The 14,947-nt window shown below is 65.7% G+C and carries 15 protein-coding genes; 7 read left to right on the forward strand and 8 right to left on the reverse strand.

Going from position 1 to position 14,947, the window contains the following annotated elements:
- Positions 1–260: 260 nt before the first annotated feature.
- Together rpsO and BTE28158_RS17580 are read right to left on the reverse strand one after the other, a co-directional pair.
- Positions 261–530: a 30S ribosomal protein S15 gene (rpsO, locus tag BTE28158_RS17575; RefSeq protein ID WP_006398792.1), complete on the reverse strand. Its 270-nt coding sequence runs from the start codon at positions 528–530 to the stop codon at positions 261–263.
- Between the two features lie 107 nt (positions 531–637).
- A complete protein-coding gene (locus BTE28158_RS17580; protein ID WP_151049393.1) occupies positions 638–1,897 on the reverse strand; it encodes a branched-chain amino acid ABC transporter substrate-binding protein in 1,260 nt (419 codons plus the stop codon).
- A 168-nt stretch (positions 1,898–2,065) separates the two neighbouring features.
- On the opposite strand from BTE28158_RS17580, the gene BTE28158_RS17585 reads away from it, so the two are divergent.
- The 3 genes from BTE28158_RS17585 (at position 2,066) to BTE28158_RS17595 (ending at position 5,193) form a co-directional block, all read left to right on the forward strand.
- Positions 2,066–2,578 (forward strand): hypothetical protein, encoded by a 513-nt coding sequence (locus tag BTE28158_RS17585; RefSeq protein WP_124626871.1) that lies wholly within the window; start codon positions 2,066–2,068, stop codon positions 2,576–2,578.
- A 382-nt stretch (positions 2,579–2,960) separates the two neighbouring features.
- The gene (locus tag BTE28158_RS17590; RefSeq protein WP_059600424.1) at positions 2,961–3,602 is read left to right on the forward strand and encodes a carbonic anhydrase; all 642 of its coding nucleotides are present in this window, start codon (positions 2,961–2,963) and stop codon (positions 3,600–3,602) included.
- A 40-nt stretch (positions 3,603–3,642) separates the two neighbouring features.
- On the forward strand, positions 3,643–5,193 hold the full coding sequence (locus BTE28158_RS17595; RefSeq protein ID WP_151051708.1) for a SulP family inorganic anion transporter: 1,551 nt from the start codon (positions 3,643–3,645) through the stop codon (positions 5,191–5,193).
- Between the two features lie 80 nt (positions 5,194–5,273).
- On the opposite strand, the gene BTE28158_RS17600 is transcribed toward BTE28158_RS17595, so the two are convergent.
- The 6 genes from BTE28158_RS17600 to BTE28158_RS17625 form a co-directional block, all read right to left on the reverse strand.
- Positions 5,274–6,818, reverse strand: a complete 1,545-nt coding sequence (locus tag BTE28158_RS17600; RefSeq protein WP_059600422.1) for a 2-isopropylmalate synthase — start codon at positions 6,816–6,818, stop codon at positions 5,274–5,276.
- A gap of 313 nt (positions 6,819–7,131) precedes the next feature.
- Positions 7,132–8,004, reverse strand: a complete 873-nt coding sequence (pssA, locus tag BTE28158_RS17605; protein ID WP_059600421.1) for a CDP-diacylglycerol--serine O-phosphatidyltransferase — start codon at positions 8,002–8,004, stop codon at positions 7,132–7,134.
- A 15-nt stretch (positions 8,005–8,019) separates the two neighbouring features.
- Complete coding sequence (locus BTE28158_RS17610) at positions 8,020–8,664, reverse strand: phosphatidylserine decarboxylase (RefSeq protein WP_059468119.1); 645 nt, start codon at positions 8,662–8,664, stop codon at positions 8,020–8,022.
- Between the two features lie 127 nt (positions 8,665–8,791).
- Positions 8,792–9,808 carry a ketol-acid reductoisomerase gene (gene ilvC, locus BTE28158_RS17615; RefSeq protein ID WP_059533228.1) on the reverse strand — a complete coding sequence of 339 codons (1,017 nt, stop codon included), beginning with the start codon at positions 9,806–9,808 and terminating at the stop codon, positions 8,792–8,794.
- Between the two features lie 95 nt (positions 9,809–9,903).
- Positions 9,904–10,395 carry an acetolactate synthase small subunit gene (ilvN, locus tag BTE28158_RS17620; protein ID WP_034207977.1) on the reverse strand — a complete coding sequence of 164 codons (492 nt, stop codon included), beginning with the start codon at positions 10,393–10,395 and terminating at the stop codon, positions 9,904–9,906.
- Positions 10,396–10,506: 111 nt separating this feature from the next.
- A complete protein-coding gene (locus BTE28158_RS17625) occupies positions 10,507–12,270 on the reverse strand; it encodes an acetolactate synthase 3 catalytic subunit (RefSeq protein ID WP_124626865.1) in 1,764 nt (587 codons plus the stop codon).
- 352 nt (positions 12,271–12,622) lie between these two features.
- Between BTE28158_RS17625 and BTE28158_RS17630 the strand changes: the two genes are divergently transcribed.
- From BTE28158_RS17630 to BTE28158_RS17645, 4 genes are read left to right on the forward strand one after another with little or no spacing between them, the layout of a single operon-like run.
- Positions 12,623–13,186 carry an RNA polymerase sigma factor gene (locus tag BTE28158_RS17630; RefSeq protein WP_151051710.1) on the forward strand — a complete coding sequence of 188 codons (564 nt, stop codon included), beginning with the start codon at positions 12,623–12,625 and terminating at the stop codon, positions 13,184–13,186.
- Complete coding sequence (locus BTE28158_RS17635; protein WP_124903381.1) at positions 13,183–13,608, forward strand: DUF3619 family protein; 426 nt, start codon at positions 13,183–13,185, stop codon at positions 13,606–13,608. The genes BTE28158_RS17630 and BTE28158_RS17635 overlap by 4 nt, the downstream gene beginning before the upstream one ends.
- A gap of 26 nt (positions 13,609–13,634) precedes the next feature.
- The gene (locus tag BTE28158_RS17640) at positions 13,635–14,396 is read left to right on the forward strand and encodes a DUF3106 domain-containing protein (RefSeq protein ID WP_174919985.1); all 762 of its coding nucleotides are present in this window, start codon (positions 13,635–13,637) and stop codon (positions 14,394–14,396) included.
- Between the two features lie 6 nt (positions 14,397–14,402).
- The gene (locus BTE28158_RS17645; RefSeq protein WP_151051562.1) at positions 14,403–14,915 is read left to right on the forward strand and encodes an RDD family protein; all 513 of its coding nucleotides are present in this window, start codon (positions 14,403–14,405) and stop codon (positions 14,913–14,915) included.
- The last annotated feature ends 32 nt before the right edge of the window (positions 14,916–14,947 follow it).

Genomic DNA, 14,947 nt, shown 5'->3' on the forward strand with positions numbered 1-14,947 from the left:
CGCCGCCCGGGTCATCCCGTGCGGCGGCGTCCCGACCGAATCACCCGGAGCAAGGTGTGTTTTTTATGCCATTCCAGCGCGGCGCTCGTCGAGCGACGCGCTGGAATGACACAAATCCCGACCCCGGTATCAGCCGTTCCGGCAGCCGGCACTCTCGTGCCGGACAACCTGCGGTGCGCGTGACGCTACGCACCGCGCAAAAACAAAATGCCTGCATCAGCGGACTGACACAGGCATCTTGCTGGCGGCAATCGCCTCGATTACTTACGCAGACCCAGCTTCTCGATCAGCGCGCGGTAACGGTCGGCATCCTTGCCCTTGAGGTAGTCGAGCAGCTTGCGGCGGCGGCTCACCATGCGCAGCAGGCCGCGGCGGCTGTGGTGGTCCTTCGCGTGGGTCTTGAAGTGACCCGTCAGTTCGACGATACGTGCGGTCAGCAGTGCGACCTGGACTTCGGGCGAACCCGTGTCGTTGGTACCGCGGGCGAACTGAGCAACGACTTCCGACTTCTTGATATCTGCAACAGACATGTGATTTCCTTTCTAACTGAACAGGCGGACACGGAAGAATGGCCGTGCCGTGACTTACAACCGGCGGGCATTGTAGCACAACTCCCCGCCGTTCTTACCGCCTCCTGTCACGGACGCGTCATCGAGCACGCCGACGGCATCTCCGTGCGCTGCGCTGGCACCGCCAGCACCGTCCGAAAGCCATAGCCCGACCCCTCGTTGTCGAAGCGCACGCCCGGCGTGCCGGCCTTGTCCATCTCCATCACGTAAAGGGGCTGGATCAGCTGGTGATCCTGCGCGCGCATCCGCGACGCATGGAAACCGTCGTCGAACGACAGGCCCTCGAGCGACCGCGCGACCGCCACGGGGTCGGCCGACCCCGCCCGGTTCATCGCCGCGGCCAGCATCTCGATCATCAGGCTCATCCGCCGCACCGGATAGTCGTCCTGCGCGGCCGGGAATCGGGTCCGGAACGTGCGGTAGAACGCGTCGGATTTCGCGCCGTCCGCGTTCGGGTGCCAGTCGGCCACGGCCACGACGCGCCCGACCCCGGCATCGCCCAGGGCGGCCGGCGCGCCGAGACTGTTGCCGTAGAACGTATAGAACTTCGCGTTCAGCCCCTGCTCGCGCGCCGCCTTCACGAGCAGCGTGAGGTCGTTGCCCCAGTTGCCGGTCACGACGGCATCCGCGCCGCTCGCGCGGATTTTCGCGATGTACGGCGAGAAATCCTTGATGCGGCCGATCGGGTGGAATTCGTCGCCGGCGATCGTCACGTCCGGGCGCCGCGCGGCCAGCGCCTGCCGCGCGAGCGTGCTGACGTCGTGACCGAAGCTATAGTCCTGGTTCAGCAGATAGACCTTGCGCAGCGCGCGGTCGCGCGCCATCACGTCCGCGAGCGCGGCCATCCGCATGCCCGCGTGCGCATCGAAGCGGAAATGCCAGAAGCTGCAGCGCGCGCCGGTGAGCGCGGGATCGTCGGCCGAATAGTTCAGCAACAGCATCCGGTTGTCCGGGTCGCGCGCGTTCAGCTTGTCGAGCGCCGCGACGAGCGCGGCCGCGACGGCCGAACTGTTGCCTTGCGCAACGAAGCCGATATGGCGGTCCGCGGCCGCGCGCAGTTGCACGAGCGCCTCCTCCGGACTGCCCTTGCTGTCGAGCACGACGAGTTCGAGCGGGTGCGCGCCGTCGCGCAGCTTCACGCCGCCCGCCGCGTTGACCTGCTCGACGCCGAAGCGCAGGTTGCGCTCGACCGCCGCGCCCGCGTTCGCGAACGGGCCCGACATCCCCTCGATAAGCGCGATCCGCACCGGCTCGCCGCCGGCAAACGCGGACGACACCAGCATCCATCCTGCGCTCAACGCGAGCGCGCACCATTTCCATCCCTGCATCGGCCACCTGCCCTTCGATCTGCCCGAGAAGCGCGGATCATAGGCCGGCGCGCCCGCCGCCCGCAAGCCTCGCCACGCCGCCGATCCGCACCGATTTTTTCCGCGCGATGCACCGGCGCGCGCCGTCCGTGATACAACGGGGCCTGTTTCCGTGTTCTGGAGGATCCCATGCGCATTCGTATTCCCGCGCGCCTGCCGGTGCTGGTCGCCGGTGCCGCCGCACTGCTGGCCGGTTGCGCGCAACCGTGGCAGCAATACCAGGCCGGCCAGGACGAGTCGGCGATCGTCGCGCGCATGGGTCCGCCGCGCGAGATCTACGACCTGCCCGGCGGCGGCAAGCGGCTGATGTGGCCGACCCAGCCGATGGGCGAAATCACGATCGCGGCCGACGTCGACGCAGCCCACAGGATCGTCAACGTGCGCCAGGTGCTGCAGCCGAGCGAGTTCTATCGCGCGGAGATCGGCAAGTGGACGAAGACCGACGTGCTCGTCAATTTCGGCCGCCCGGTCGAGACGTCCTACTTCCCGCTGATGAAGCGCGAGGTGTGGACGTACCGGTATCTCGAGGACAACGTCTGGTACATGATGTACAGCTTCTATTTCGATCCGCAGGGCATCCTGCGCACCACGCAGAAAACACCGGACCCGCTGCACGATCCCGATCGCCGTAATCTGTTCTGACCGATTGCGCATTTACGCGCAATTTTCGCAATGGCCATTCACGAATTATTGCGTGAATGGCCATTTCGTTTTTTCCGCCACATTATTCAATGCACGGAATATGGCGGAAAACTTTTCCGGTCAATGACATCCCGATGGCAATCCGCTGAACGCCCCGTCATGCGGCCCTCTGCGCAGAAACCGGCATACGCGATGCATGTCATGCGTCGGGTTGGTGCACGCAATGCACTGCGCCAAATCAATTTGAAACAATTTGTTTCAATGCCCCCGGAGCGCTAGGGCATACCCCTAATATCAGTCCAAATCCAACCTTTCAATTTAGAAAGAATGGAGTTGCGTCATTTCGTCGATATTTATTTGCCGTTGTCAGAAAGGAGTCCTCATGAATCGCCCCAAGAGCATGCTGGTTGCCAACATTGCCTGGGCCCGCGAGACGCGTGAACACACGCCCGGTTTCTTCGACGCGCTCGCGCGTGGCCAGAACCCGCGCGTGCTGTGGATCGGCTGCGCAGACAGCCGTGTGCCGGCCGAAACCATCACGCACTGCGCGCCCGGCGAACTGTTTGTCCATCGCAACATCGCGAACCTGTTCCATCCCGACGACGACAATTCCGCCAGCGTGCTCGAGTACGCGGTGCGCGTGCTGAAGGTCGACCACGTGATCGTGTGCGGCCACTACGGCTGCGGCGGCGTGCGCGCGTCGCTGCTGCCGCCGCCGGCCGACCTGCCGCACGTCGCGCGCCGCATCGCGCCGCTCTGCGCGCTCGCGCGGCGCCATCGCGACACGCTCGACGGGCTCGACGACACGGCCGCCGCCGACCGCCTCGCCGAGCTGAACGTGCTCGAGCAGGTGCGACTGCTGCGCGCATCGCCGATCGTGCGCGACCGCGAACGGCCGCCGCTCGTGCACGGCTGGATATTCTCGCTCGCCGACGGTCGCCTGCTGGAGCTCGATTCCGGCTACGCGGCACCGCCCGTCGACGTCGAACCCGCGCTGGCCACGACCGCCGCCGCGCTCGGCTGATTCATCCCCCCGCCCCAACGCCCACGAAACCGCCCCAACCATGAAACTGAACGAGCGCCTGTCCACCCTGCCGCGCGACATCGTCGCCGGCATCGTCGTTTTCCTCGTCGCGCTGCCGCTCTGTCTCGGCATCGCCAACGCCTCCGGCGTCGAACCGTTCGCCGGGCTCGTGTCCGGCATCGTCGGCGGCATCGTCGTCGCGCTGCTGAGCGGCTCGTCGCTATCCGTCAGCGGGCCAGCCGCCGGCCTCGTCGTGATCGTCGTCGAAGGGATCGCGCAACTCGGCAGCTTCTCCGCGTTCCTGCTCGCGGTGCTGCTGTCCGGCGTGCTGCAGTTCGGGTTCGGCATGCTTCGCGCCGGCCGCTTCGCCGCCTACGTGCCGTCGCCCGTCATCAAGGGCATGCTCGCCGCGATCGGCCTGCTGCTGATCGTGAAGCAGATTCCGTTCGCGTTCGGCATCGGCGGCTCGGCCGCGCAATCGTTTGCGAACTGGCCGGGCCTGCCGGTCGCATGGGCTGCCACGGCCATCGCGCTCGCGTCGCTCGCGCTGCTGATCGCATGGGACACGCCCGCGCTGCGCCGCTTCGCGCTGGTGCGCTCGGTGCCCGCGCCGCTCGCGGTCGTCGTGCTCGGCATCGGCGCGACGCTCGTGCTGGGCTTCGTCGCGCCGGCCGTTGCGCCGGGCGCGGCCCATCGCGTGACGCTGCCCGAGCTCGGATCGTTCGCGGCGTTCGCGGCCTCGCTCAAGCATGCGGAGCTCGGCCCGAACTTCGCGCAGCTCGTCAATCCGGACGTGTGGCGCGTCGCGATCACGCTCGCGGTCGTCGCGAGCCTCGAGACGCTGCTGAGCCTGGAGGCGGTCGAGCAGATCGACCCGAAGCGCCGGCCGACGCAGCCCGATCGCGAACTGAAGGCCCAGGGCGTCGGCAATCTCGTCGCGGGTGCGTTCGGCGGGCTGCCGATCACGTCCGTGATCGTGCGCAGCTCGGTGAACGTGAACGCGGGTGCGCAAAGCCGGATGTCGGCGATCGTGCACGGGATCCTGCTGCTTGCCAGCGTGTTCGCGCTCACCGGGCTCATCAACCTGATCCCGCTCGCAAGCCTGGCCGCGATCCTGATCCATACGGGCTTCAAGCTCGCGAAACCGGCGCTGTTCCGCTCGGTGCTGAAGCAGGGGCCGGCCGCATTCGTGCCGTTCGCCGCGACGATCGCGGGCGTGCTCGCGGTCGACCTGCTGTTCGGCATTGCCGTCGGCCTCGCGTGCAGCGTGCTGGCGGTCGCCGTCGCGAACCTGAAGAGCCCCGTCACGCTCGCGCAGCACGACGACCACTTCCTGCTTTCGTTCCGCAAGGACGTCTCGTTCCTCGGCAAGGTGCAGGTCAAGCATCACCTGCGGCACATTCCCGACCGCGCGGCCGTGATCATCGACGCAACGCGCGCAGACTACATCGATCACGACGTGCTCGAACTGCTCGACGCGTTCGTCGCCGATGCGCCGCGGCGCGGGATCGCGGTGGAATTCCGCCGCCGCAGCCCGGCGCCTCGCCCTGCCGCGCGCCGCTGGCTGTTCCGCGCGCAGGCGGCCGAATGAATGGCGCATGAAAAAACGCCCCGGGCGGCGCAAGGCCGCACGGGGCGTTTCGTATGCTTCGAGCGCTCGACGCGCAGCGCTTACGAGCGCTGCGGGTTGACCTTGTCGTCCTTCGAATGCAGTTTGTTCAGCGCCGAAATGTACGCCTTCGCGGACGCCGCGACGATGTCCGGATCGGTGCCAACGCCGTTCACGATCCGCCCGCTCTTCGACAGCCGGACGGTCACTTCGCCCTGCGCCTGCGTGCCGGTCGTGATCGCGTTCACCGAATACAGGAGCAGTTCGGAACCGCTGCCGACTTCGCCCTCGATCGCGTTGAACGTCGCATCGACCGGCCCGTTACCGCGCGCCTCGCCGGTCACTTCCTTGCCCTCGACCGCGAACACGATCTTCGCCTGCGGCTGCTCGCCCGTCTCAGAATGCTGTGACAGCGACACGAACTTGAAGTGCTCCTGCTCCTGCGCGAGCGCCGATTCTTCGGAGACGATCGCGATGATGTCTTCGTCGAAGATCTCGGCCTTGCGATCGGCGAGGTCCTTGAAGCGCATGAACGCGGCGTTCAGCTCGGCTTCGCTGTCGAGCGACACGCCGAGCTCCTGCAGGCGCTGCTTGAACGCGTTGCGGCCCGACAGCTTGCCGAGCACGATCTTGTTCGCGGTCCAGCCCACGTCTTCCGCGCGCATGATCTCGTAGGTGTCGCGCGCCTTCAGCACGCCGTCCTGGTGGATGCCCGACGCGTGCGCGAATGCGTTCGCGCCGACCACGGCCTTGTTCGGCTGCACGACGAAACCGGTGATCTGCGACACGAGCTTCGACGTCGGCACGATCTGCGTGGTGTCGATGCCGACGTCGAGGCCGAAGTAGTCCTTGCGGGTCTTCACGGCCATCACGATTTCCTCGAGCGACGTATTGCCCGCGCGCTCGCCGAGACCGTTGATCGTGCACTCGACCTGTCGCGCACCGCCGATCTTCACGCCGGCGAGCGAGTTTGCCACCGCCATCCCGAGGTCGTTGTGGCAGTGCACGGAGAAGATCGCCTTGTCCGAGTTCGGAATGCGTTCGCGCAGCGTCTTCACGAGGTTGCCGTAGAGTTCCGGCACGCCGTAGCCGACCGTGTCGGCGATGTTGATCGTCGTCGCCCCTTCGGCGATCACGGCTTCCAGCACGCGGCACAGGAAGTCAAGGTCCGAACGGCTGCCGTCTTCCGGCGAGAATTCGACGTTGTCGGTGAACTTGCGCGCGAAGCGCACCGCGAGGCGAGCCTGCTCGAACACCTGGTCCGGCGTCATCCGCAGCTTCTTCTCCATGTGCAGCGGCGACGTCGCGATGAACGTGTGGATCCGCGAGCTATTGGCCGGCTTCAGGGCGTCGGCCGCACGCTGGATGTCCTTGTCGTTGGCGCGCGCCAGCGAGCAGATCGTGCTCTCCTTCACCAGGCCGGCGATCGTGTGGATCGCGTCGAAGTCGCCGTTCGAGCTGGCCGCGAAGCCGGCCTCGATCACGTCGACCTTCATCCGCTCGAGATGCTTCGCGATGCGGACTTTCTCTTCCTTCGTCATCGACGCACCGGGCGATTGTTCACCGTCACGCAACGTCGTATCGAAAATGATCAGCTTGTCTGTCATGGGGGGCTCCAGGGCTCTTTATACGGGAATCAAACGTAATGAGATCGCGCCACCGCTGGCGACGCTCAACAACAGACGAGGCTTGACGGAGGGCGAGAACGGTCAGCGCGGCAGGCGCGCCAAAGCTAGCGCGCGTAGCGGCGCACCGGCTAGAAGGAGGGAGAGGCGGGAAAATGCAGTCATGCCGAAGACTATAGCGGCATTCCGCTGGGTGCGCAATCGGACGGCACCCGGGATGCCAGACCGCGCCGCGCGAAAAAGGGGCAAATGAAAACGGCGGCCTCGTGGCCGCCGTTGCCGGGCAGGTTGCGCGTCAGTGATCGCGCTGCGACGAGCGCGCGGGGTTCGCCCGTCCGCGCACGGCCATGTAGGCCCAAAACACGTAGCCGGACAGCCCGTACAGCACGAACAGGCAGAACAGCATCAACGGCGGATCGGACGACACGAGCACGAACGCGACGACGACCAGCAGGATCGCCGCGAACGGCACGCGGTGCCGTACGTCGAGCGCCTTGCCGCTGTAGAACGGCGCGTTCGACACCATCGTCACGCCTGCATAGATCGTCAGTGCGAACGCGACCCAGGGCAACCAGCCGAGCTTCATCGGCACGCGGTTGTCGGTCGCGAGCCAGACGAAGCCGGCGATCAGCGCGGCGGCGGCCGGGCTCGGCAGCCCCTGGAAGAAGCGCTTGTCGACGACGCCGATGTTCGTGTTGAAGCGCGCGAGACGCAGCGCGGCGCCCGAACAGTAGACGAATGCAGCGAGCCAGCCCCAGCGGCCAAGATCCTTCAGCACCCACTCGTACATCACGAGCGCCGGCGCGACGCCGAATGACACCATGTCCGACAGGCTGTCGAACTGTTCGCCGAACGCGCTTTGGGTATGCGTCATCCGTGCGACTCGTCCGTCCATCCCGTCGAGCACCATCGCGACGAAGATCGCGATCGCGGCGATCTCGAAGCGCACGTTCATCGCCTGCACGACCGCGAAGAAGCCGCAGAACAGCGCGGCGGTCGTGAACGCGTTCGGCAGCAGGTAGATGCCGCGCGTCTTCAGGAACCGTTGCCGCGCGGCGCGGCGGCTCTCGATGGGCGCCTGATCCGGCGCCATCACCTTGTTGCGGCGGAACGGGCGTGGCGTCTGGCCGGAGCCGTTGCGCGGACGACGCGGTTTGAATGCGGCCATCGTGCGTCCCGCCGCTTACTGTTCGAGTTCAGCGAGGATCGTCGACGACGCGTAGACCTTCTCGCCGATCGACACCTTCGCGCGGCTGCCGAGCGGCAGGTACACGTCGACGCGCGAACCGAAGCGGATGAAACCGTAGCGCTGACCGCGCGACAGCGGTTCGCCGGCACGCACGTAGCACAGGATCCGGCGGGCGACGAGGCCGGCGATCTGCACGGCGGTGACGGTCTTGCCGCTCGCCGTCTGGATCACGACCGCATTGCGCTCGTTCTCGGTCGACGCCTTGTCGATCGCCGCGTTCAGAAACGCGCCCGGGAAGTATTCGACCTTGGTGACCGCGCCGTCGACCGGCGAACGCTGCGAATGGACGTTGAAGACATTCATGAACACGCTGATCTTCAGCGCTTCGCGATTCGCGTACGGATCCTGGGTGGTCTCGACCGCGACGATGCGGCCGTCCGCCGGGCACAGCACCGCGTTCGGCTGCGCCGGGATCGGGCGCTGCGGATCGCGGAAGAACTGGACGACGAAGACGAGCAGCAGCCAGAACGGCCACGCGAAGCCGAAGCCCCCGACGGCGTGGATCAACAACGCGATGACGGCTGCAATCGCGATGAACGGCCAGCCTTCGCGCGCGATGATCGGATGAGGATAGTTCATGGGTTCGTTCGGTGTTCGGTGAATTGCAAAGCCCGTAGGATAGCAAAAGCCGCCCGGGGCACTGCTGCCTTCGGACGGCTTTTTGATACCGACCCTCCACTCGAAGGGCCGGAACAGCACGTGGTGCTTAGTTCTTCGTCTGGTCGACGAGCTTGTTCTTCGCGATCCACGGCATCATCGCGCGCAGCTTCGAGCCGACCTGCTCGATCTGGTGCTCGGCCGTCAGGCGGCGGCGCGACTGCAGCGTCGGCGCACCTGCCTTGTTCTCGAGAATGAAGCTCTTCGCGTATTCGCCCGTCTGGATGTCGGTCAGGCACTGCTTCATCGCCTTCTTCGTCTCTTCCGTGACGACGCGCGGGCCCGTCACGTACTCGCCGTACTCGGCGTTGTTCGAGATCGAGTAGTTCATGTTCGCGATGCCGCCTTCGTAGATCAGGTCGACGATCAGCTTCAGTTCGTGCAGGCACTCGAAGTACGCCATTTCCGGCGCGTAGCCCGCTTCGACCAGCGTCTCGAAACCTGCCTTGATCAGCTCGACGGTACCGCCGCAAAGCACGGCCTGCTCGCCGAACAGGTCGGTTTCGGTCTCTTCACGGAAGTTCGTCTCGATGATGCCGGCACGGCCGCCACCGTTCGCTGCCGCATACGACAGCGCGATGTCGCGTGCCGCGCCCGACTTGTTCTGCGCAACCGCGATCAGGTGCGGCACGCCGCCGCCTTGCGAGTACGTGCCGCGCACGGTGTGGCCCGGTGCCTTCGGCGCGATCATGATCACATCGAGGTCGGCGCGCGGGATCACCTGGCCGTAGTGGACGTTGAAGCCGTGTGCGAATGCCAGTGCGGCGCCCTGCTTGATGTTTGCGTGCACTTCCTTCGCGTACACGTCGGCGATCTGCTCGTCCGGCAGCAGCATCATGACGACGTCCGCGCCCTTCACCGCTTCCGCGACTTCCTTGACCGACAGGCCTGCGTTTTCGGCCTTGCTCCACGACGCGCCGCCCTTGCGAAGGCCGACCGTCACGTTCACGCCGCTGTCCTTCAGGTTCAGTGCGTGTGCATGGCCTTGCGAGCCGTAGCCGATGATCGTGACTTGCTTGCCCTTGATGAGGGAGAGGTCAGCGTCTTTATCGTAGAAAACGTTCATGATGGTTCCTTCGCCAATTCAAAAATTCAACAATTCGTTCAGATGGAGTACTGCGGGCCGGGACATGACGGCGCACCCGGCGTGCCTGTCTGGCATCACACCTTCAGGATGCGCTCGCCGCGTCCGATGCCGGAGCTGCCGGTGCGCACGGTCTCTAGGATCGCGGTCGCGTCCAGCCCCTGGATGAATGCGTCGAGTTTGTCGCTCGCGCCCGTCAATTCGATCGTGTAGGTCTTTTCGGTCACGTCGATGATGCGGCCGCGGAAAATATCCGACATCCGCTTCATTTCTTCGCGCTCCTTGCCCACTGCTCGTACCTTGATCAGCATCAGCTCACGTTCGATGTGTGCACCGTCGGTCAGGTCCACCACTTTCACCACCTCGATCAGGCGGTTCAGATGCTTCGTGATCTGTTCGATCACGTCGTCAGAGCCAATGGAAACGATGGTCAGACGCGACAGCGATTGGTCTTCGGTCGGCGCCACCGTCAAGGTTTCGATGTTGTAGCCGCGTGCGGAAAACAGACCGACCACGCGCGACAGCGCACCCGGTTCGTTTTCCAGCAGGACGGAAATGATGTGTCTCATGTTCGCTTCTTCCAGAATGTGTCCGTGTCGATTCACTCGCGCCGCGCGCCGCCCGGTGCCGCACCGCCCTTCGTGAAGGCGGCCGCCTCGGCCCTGGCGCGCGTCGCGCCGTTACAGATCTTCCGATCCGAGCAGCATCTCGGTGATGCCCTTGCCGGCCTGTACCATCGGCCAGACGTTTTCGGTCGGATCGGTCTGGAAGTCGAGAAACACGGTGCGGTCCTTCAGGCGCAGCGCTTCCTTCAGCGCCGGCTCCACATCCGAGGTCTTTTCGATCCGCATGCCGACATGGCCGTACGCTTCGGCGAGCTTCACGAAATCGGGCAGCGCATCCATGTACGAATGCGAATAGCGCTTGCTGTATTCGATCTGCTGCCACTGGCGGACCATGCCGAGATAGCGGTTGTTCAGCGAAATGATCTTCACGGGCGTGTCGTACTGCAGGCAGGTCGACAGTTCCTGGATGCACATCTGGATCGAGCCTTCGCCCGTGATGCACAGCACGTCGTCGTCCGGGTGCGCCATCTTGACGCCCATCGCTGCCGGCAGGCCGAAGCCCATCGTGCCGAGGCCACCGGAGTTGATCCAGCGACGCGGCTTGTTGAAACGGTAGAACTGCGCCGCCCACATCTGGTGCTGGCCGACGTCCGAGCACACGAACGCGTTGCCGTCCGTCAGCTCCCACGCCTTCTCCACCACGTACTGCGGCTTGATGATCTCGCTTTCGCGGTCGAACTTCAGGCAGTCCTTCGAGCGCCAGTCCTCGATGTCCTTCCACCATTGCGCGAGCGCCTCGGTGTCGGGGCCATGCTCGGCCGTCTGCAGTTGCTCGATCAGCTCCTTCAGCACTTCCTTCACGTCGCCGACGATCGGGATGTCGACCTTCACACGCTTCGAGATCGACGACGGGTCGATGTCGATGTGGATGATCTTGCGGGGACGCGACGCGAAGTGCGCCGGGTCGCCGATCACGCGGTCGTCGAAGCGGGCGCCGATCGCGATCAGCACGTCGCAGTGCTGCATCGCCATGTTCGCTTCGTACGTGCCGTGCATGCCGAGCATGCCGAGGAATTTCTTGTCCGATGCGCGATAGCCGCCGAGGCCCATCAGCGTGTTCGTGACCGGGTAGCCGAGCAGGTCGGCGAACTGGTTCAGTTCGCGCGCCGCGTCGGCGAGGATGATGCCGCCGCCCGTGTAGATATAGGGACGCTTTGCCGACAGCAGCAGCGACACGGCCTTGCGGATCTGGCCCGAATGGCCCTTCGTGACGGGGTTGTACGAGCGCAGCGACACGCTCTTGACCGGCTCGTACTGGCACGGCGTCTTCGAGATGTCCTTCGGGATGTCGATCAGCACCGGGCCCGGACGGCCGGTGCGGGCGATGTAGAACGCCTTCTTGACGGTTTCCGCGAGGTCGCGCACGTCCTTCACGAGGAAGTTGTGCTTCACGCACGGACGCGTGATACCGACCGTATCGCATTCCTGGAACGCGTCCTGGCCGATCGCGGCAGTCGGCACCTGGCCGCTGATCACGACCATCGGGATCGAATCCATGTAGGCCGTTGCAATGCCGGTCACCGCATTGGTGACACCGGGGCCGGACGTCACGAGACAGACGCCGACGTTGCCGGTGGAACGCGCATACGCATCGGCTGCGTGCACGGCCGCCTGTTCGTGGCGCACCAGCACGTGCTGAATCTTGTCCTGCTTGTAAAGCTCGTCGTAGATGTATAGTACCGAGCCGCCGGGATAGCCCCAGATGAATTCGACGTTCTCGTCGGCCAGTGCTTTCATGAGCACGGTGGCGCCGATGGAGTCGCTATCGGGAGGGGAAAGGGGTTCCGACGTGGAGAATTCCGCGCTGGGCATGTTCATTTTGACCTTTCGAATTTTCGGCAAAAAATTGATCGGGTGCTCTCTGCCGGGCTTGTGGCTCGGGTTCAAGCGGCGCGTCCAGTTTGAAGGGCGGGCTTCTTGGGCCAGCCTCAAATGAGACCATCACTTCATGTTGCGAATCATTGACGATAGCGGGTCATGATTGGGTCGTCAAGCAAAATATCCCGCAGCGCATCATGCGCCCCGCCCGGCGGCCCGCGGACGCTGCTCGCGCGCAACGTACCGAGCCGTCACCGGTGCCAAGTCGCGCGAAAATTTGTTAGCATCCGCGGGTTTTACGAAATTTTTCGACCTTTCACACGCCGCAGTCCGCAGCGCATACCTTTACGGAATGGCATCAGACAAGGAACTCGCCGACTTTCTGGCGGGCGTCGAAAGGCGCGCGTTCAAGCAGGCTGCGTACGCCGTGCGCGACGATGATGCGTCGCTCGACATCGTGCAGGACGCGATGATCAAGCTGGCGGAGAAGTACGGCGACCGGCCGGCGGCCGAGCTGCCGCTGCTGTTCCAGCGGATCCTGCAGAACGCGATCCATGACTGGTTCCGCCGGCAAAAGGTCCGCAATACCTGGGTCACGCTCTTTTCGTCGCTCAACAACACGGACGACGAGGACTTCGATCCGCTGGAAACGCTCGAGTCCGCGGACGACAACGCGGGCGTCGAGAGCACCGAGCACCGCCTCGAGCGGGAGCAGGTTCTGGCCCTGATCGACGCAGAAATCCGGAAACTTCCGACGCGTCAACGGGAAGCGTTCCTGATGCGTTATTGGGAAGATATGGATGTCGCCGAGACTGCCGCCGCAATGGGGTGCTCCGAAGGCAGCGTCAAGACGCACTGCTCGCGAGCCACCCACACCCTGGCGCAAGCGCTCAAGGCCAAAGGAATCACGCTATGAGCTCCGCTCCCGTAAATCGAGAACACGAATTCGCGCTGAAGGTCCGCCGCGCGCTGGACGAACGTGCCGCGGCGCTGCCTGCCGCGACCACTGACCGTCTGGCCGCCGCGCGCGGGGCCGCGCTCGCGCGCAAGAAGCCGGAACCCGCGACCGCGCCGGTGTTCGTGCCCGCCTTCGCCGGTGCCGCCGCCGCATACGGCACGCCGCCCGCGAGTCGCCCGCAGACGTCGTTCGCGCGCCGCCTGCTGCGCGCCTGGCCGCTCGCGCTGCTGCTCGCGGGGCTCGTCGGCATCGCGTACTGGGAAGACATGCAGCGCACCGCCGAACTCGCCGACATCGACGCGGCGATGCTCAGCGACGACCTGCCGCTCAACGCGTATCTCGATCACGGGTTCAACGCGTATCTTTCGCACGCACGCTAACAGAGAATAACGAGGGGATCGCACGGGTGAGTCAGAAACGCGGCCTGGCCGTATTTTTCGGATGCGTGATCGCGATCGCCGTTTCCTACGTCGCCACCTATTCCCGATTCAACCCGCCCGCCGCGACGGTCTCCGCGGCGGCCAGCAGCGCGCCCGCGCCGACCTCGGCCGCCGCCGGGCTGACCACCGAACTCGCCCCGCTGCCCCTGCCGCTGCCGGCCGCCAACGGCCCGCTGTCGTGGGCGCGCCTGACGCCTGCGCAACGCTCGGCACTCGCGCCGTTCGCCGACCAGTGGGATGGCTTCAGCGACGCTCGCAAGCGCAAATGGCTGAAGATCGCATCACGTTTCGCGAAATTGACGCCCGATGAGCAGAAGCACCTGCAGGACAGGATGTCCGAGTGGGCGCGGATGACGCCCGAGCAGCGCCGCGTCGCGCGTGAGAATTACCAGAGCGCGAAGGAGCTGTCCGCGCAGGCGCGCGAGCGTGCGTGGAAGGCCTACCAGCAACTTCCCGAAGAACAGAAGGAGCGCCTGGCCGCGACCGAGCGCCGTCGCCGACCGAGCGTCGTCAGCGCGCCGCCGACGGTCGCCGACCGCGATGTGCGCCGCCTCGTCAATTCGCACGAGCATCCGGCGAGCAACGCCGCGCCGGCATCGGCGCCCGCTACGGCCGGCGTCGGCACACCGCCCGTGGCGGCATCATCCACGTCCGGCACCGCACCCGCGCCTGCGACCGTCACGCCCGTCTCGCCGGCCGACGCGCCGTCGATGTTCAAGGGTTCCTGACCCGACGTGGCGAGCGCCCTCGCACCCCAGGCCCCGGCCGTCTTCGCCGTGCCGTCCGTGCGGCGGCGCCTCGCCGCGATGCTGTACGAAGCCGTGCTGCTGTTCGGCATCGTGTTCTTCGCCGGCCTCGCATTCAGCCTCGCGACGCAGCAGCGCAACGGCCTCGTTCATCACAACCTCCTCGCCGCGTGGATCGCGCTCGTCGTCGGCGCGTACTTCGTCTGGTTCTGGACCCACGGCGGCCAGACGCTGCCGATGAAGACCTGGCGGCTGCGGCTCGAATCGTCCAGCGGCCAGCCGCTGAACGCCGGCCATGCGCTCGTCCGCTACGCGCTCGGGTGGCTGTGGTTCCTGCCGCCGCTCGCGCTGCATCCGCTCCTCGGCCTGTCGGTGCCCGTCACGCTCGCGCTGGCTGCCGCGTGGATCGTCGCATGGGCCGGCGCCGCCCGCCTGCACGCCGATCGTCAATTCCCGCACGACCGCATCGCCCGCACGCGCGTCGTCGCGATTCCGCGCTGACGCGCTCGCGCGGTCCGCACGAGCGCGACCGG

Origin of the sequence: Burkholderia diffusa (genome assembly GCF_902499115.1) — a bacterium.
Classification (GTDB): domain Bacteria; phylum Pseudomonadota; class Gammaproteobacteria; order Burkholderiales; family Burkholderiaceae; genus Burkholderia; species Burkholderia diffusa.

Bases quoted from the DNA above. Each gene is read 5' to 3' on its own strand.
- BTE28158_RS17595 (WP_151051708.1), top strand. From the start codon at position 3,643: ATGAAACTGAACGAGCGCCTGTCCACCCTGCCGCGCGACATCGTCGCC.
- BTE28158_RS17635 (WP_124903381.1), top strand. From the start codon at position 13,183: ATGAGCTCCGCTCCCGTAAATCGAGAACACGAATTCGCGCTGAAGGTC.
- BTE28158_RS17590 (WP_059600424.1), top strand. From the start codon at position 2,961: ATGAATCGCCCCAAGAGCATGCTGGTTGCCAACATTGCCTGGGCCCGC.
- pssA (WP_059600421.1), bottom strand. From the start codon at position 8,004: ATGGCCGCATTCAAACCGCGTCGTCCGCGCAACGGCTCCGGCCAGACG.
- rpsO (WP_006398792.1), bottom strand. From the start codon at position 530: ATGTCTGTTGCAGATATCAAGAAGTCGGAAGTCGTTGCTCAGTTCGCC.
- ilvC (WP_059533228.1), bottom strand. From the start codon at position 9,808: ATGAACGTTTTCTACGATAAAGACGCTGACCTCTCCCTCATCAAGGGC.
- BTE28158_RS17630 (WP_151051710.1), top strand. From the start codon at position 12,623: ATGGCATCAGACAAGGAACTCGCCGACTTTCTGGCGGGCGTCGAAAGG.
- BTE28158_RS17600 (WP_059600422.1), bottom strand. From the start codon at position 6,818: ATGACAGACAAGCTGATCATTTTCGATACGACGTTGCGTGACGGTGAA.
- ilvN (WP_034207977.1), bottom strand. From the start codon at position 10,395: ATGAGACACATCATTTCCGTCCTGCTGGAAAACGAACCGGGTGCGCTG.
- BTE28158_RS17585 (WP_124626871.1), top strand. From the start codon at position 2,066: ATGCGCATTCGTATTCCCGCGCGCCTGCCGGTGCTGGTCGCCGGTGCC.
- BTE28158_RS17625 (WP_124626865.1), bottom strand. From the start codon at position 12,270: ATGAACATGCCCAGCGCGGAATTCTCCACGTCGGAACCCCTTTCCCCT.
- BTE28158_RS17610 (WP_059468119.1), bottom strand. From the start codon at position 8,664: ATGAACTATCCTCATCCGATCATCGCGCGCGAAGGCTGGCCGTTCATC.
- BTE28158_RS17580 (WP_151049393.1), bottom strand. From the start codon at position 1,897: ATGCAGGGATGGAAATGGTGCGCGCTCGCGTTGAGCGCAGGATGGATG.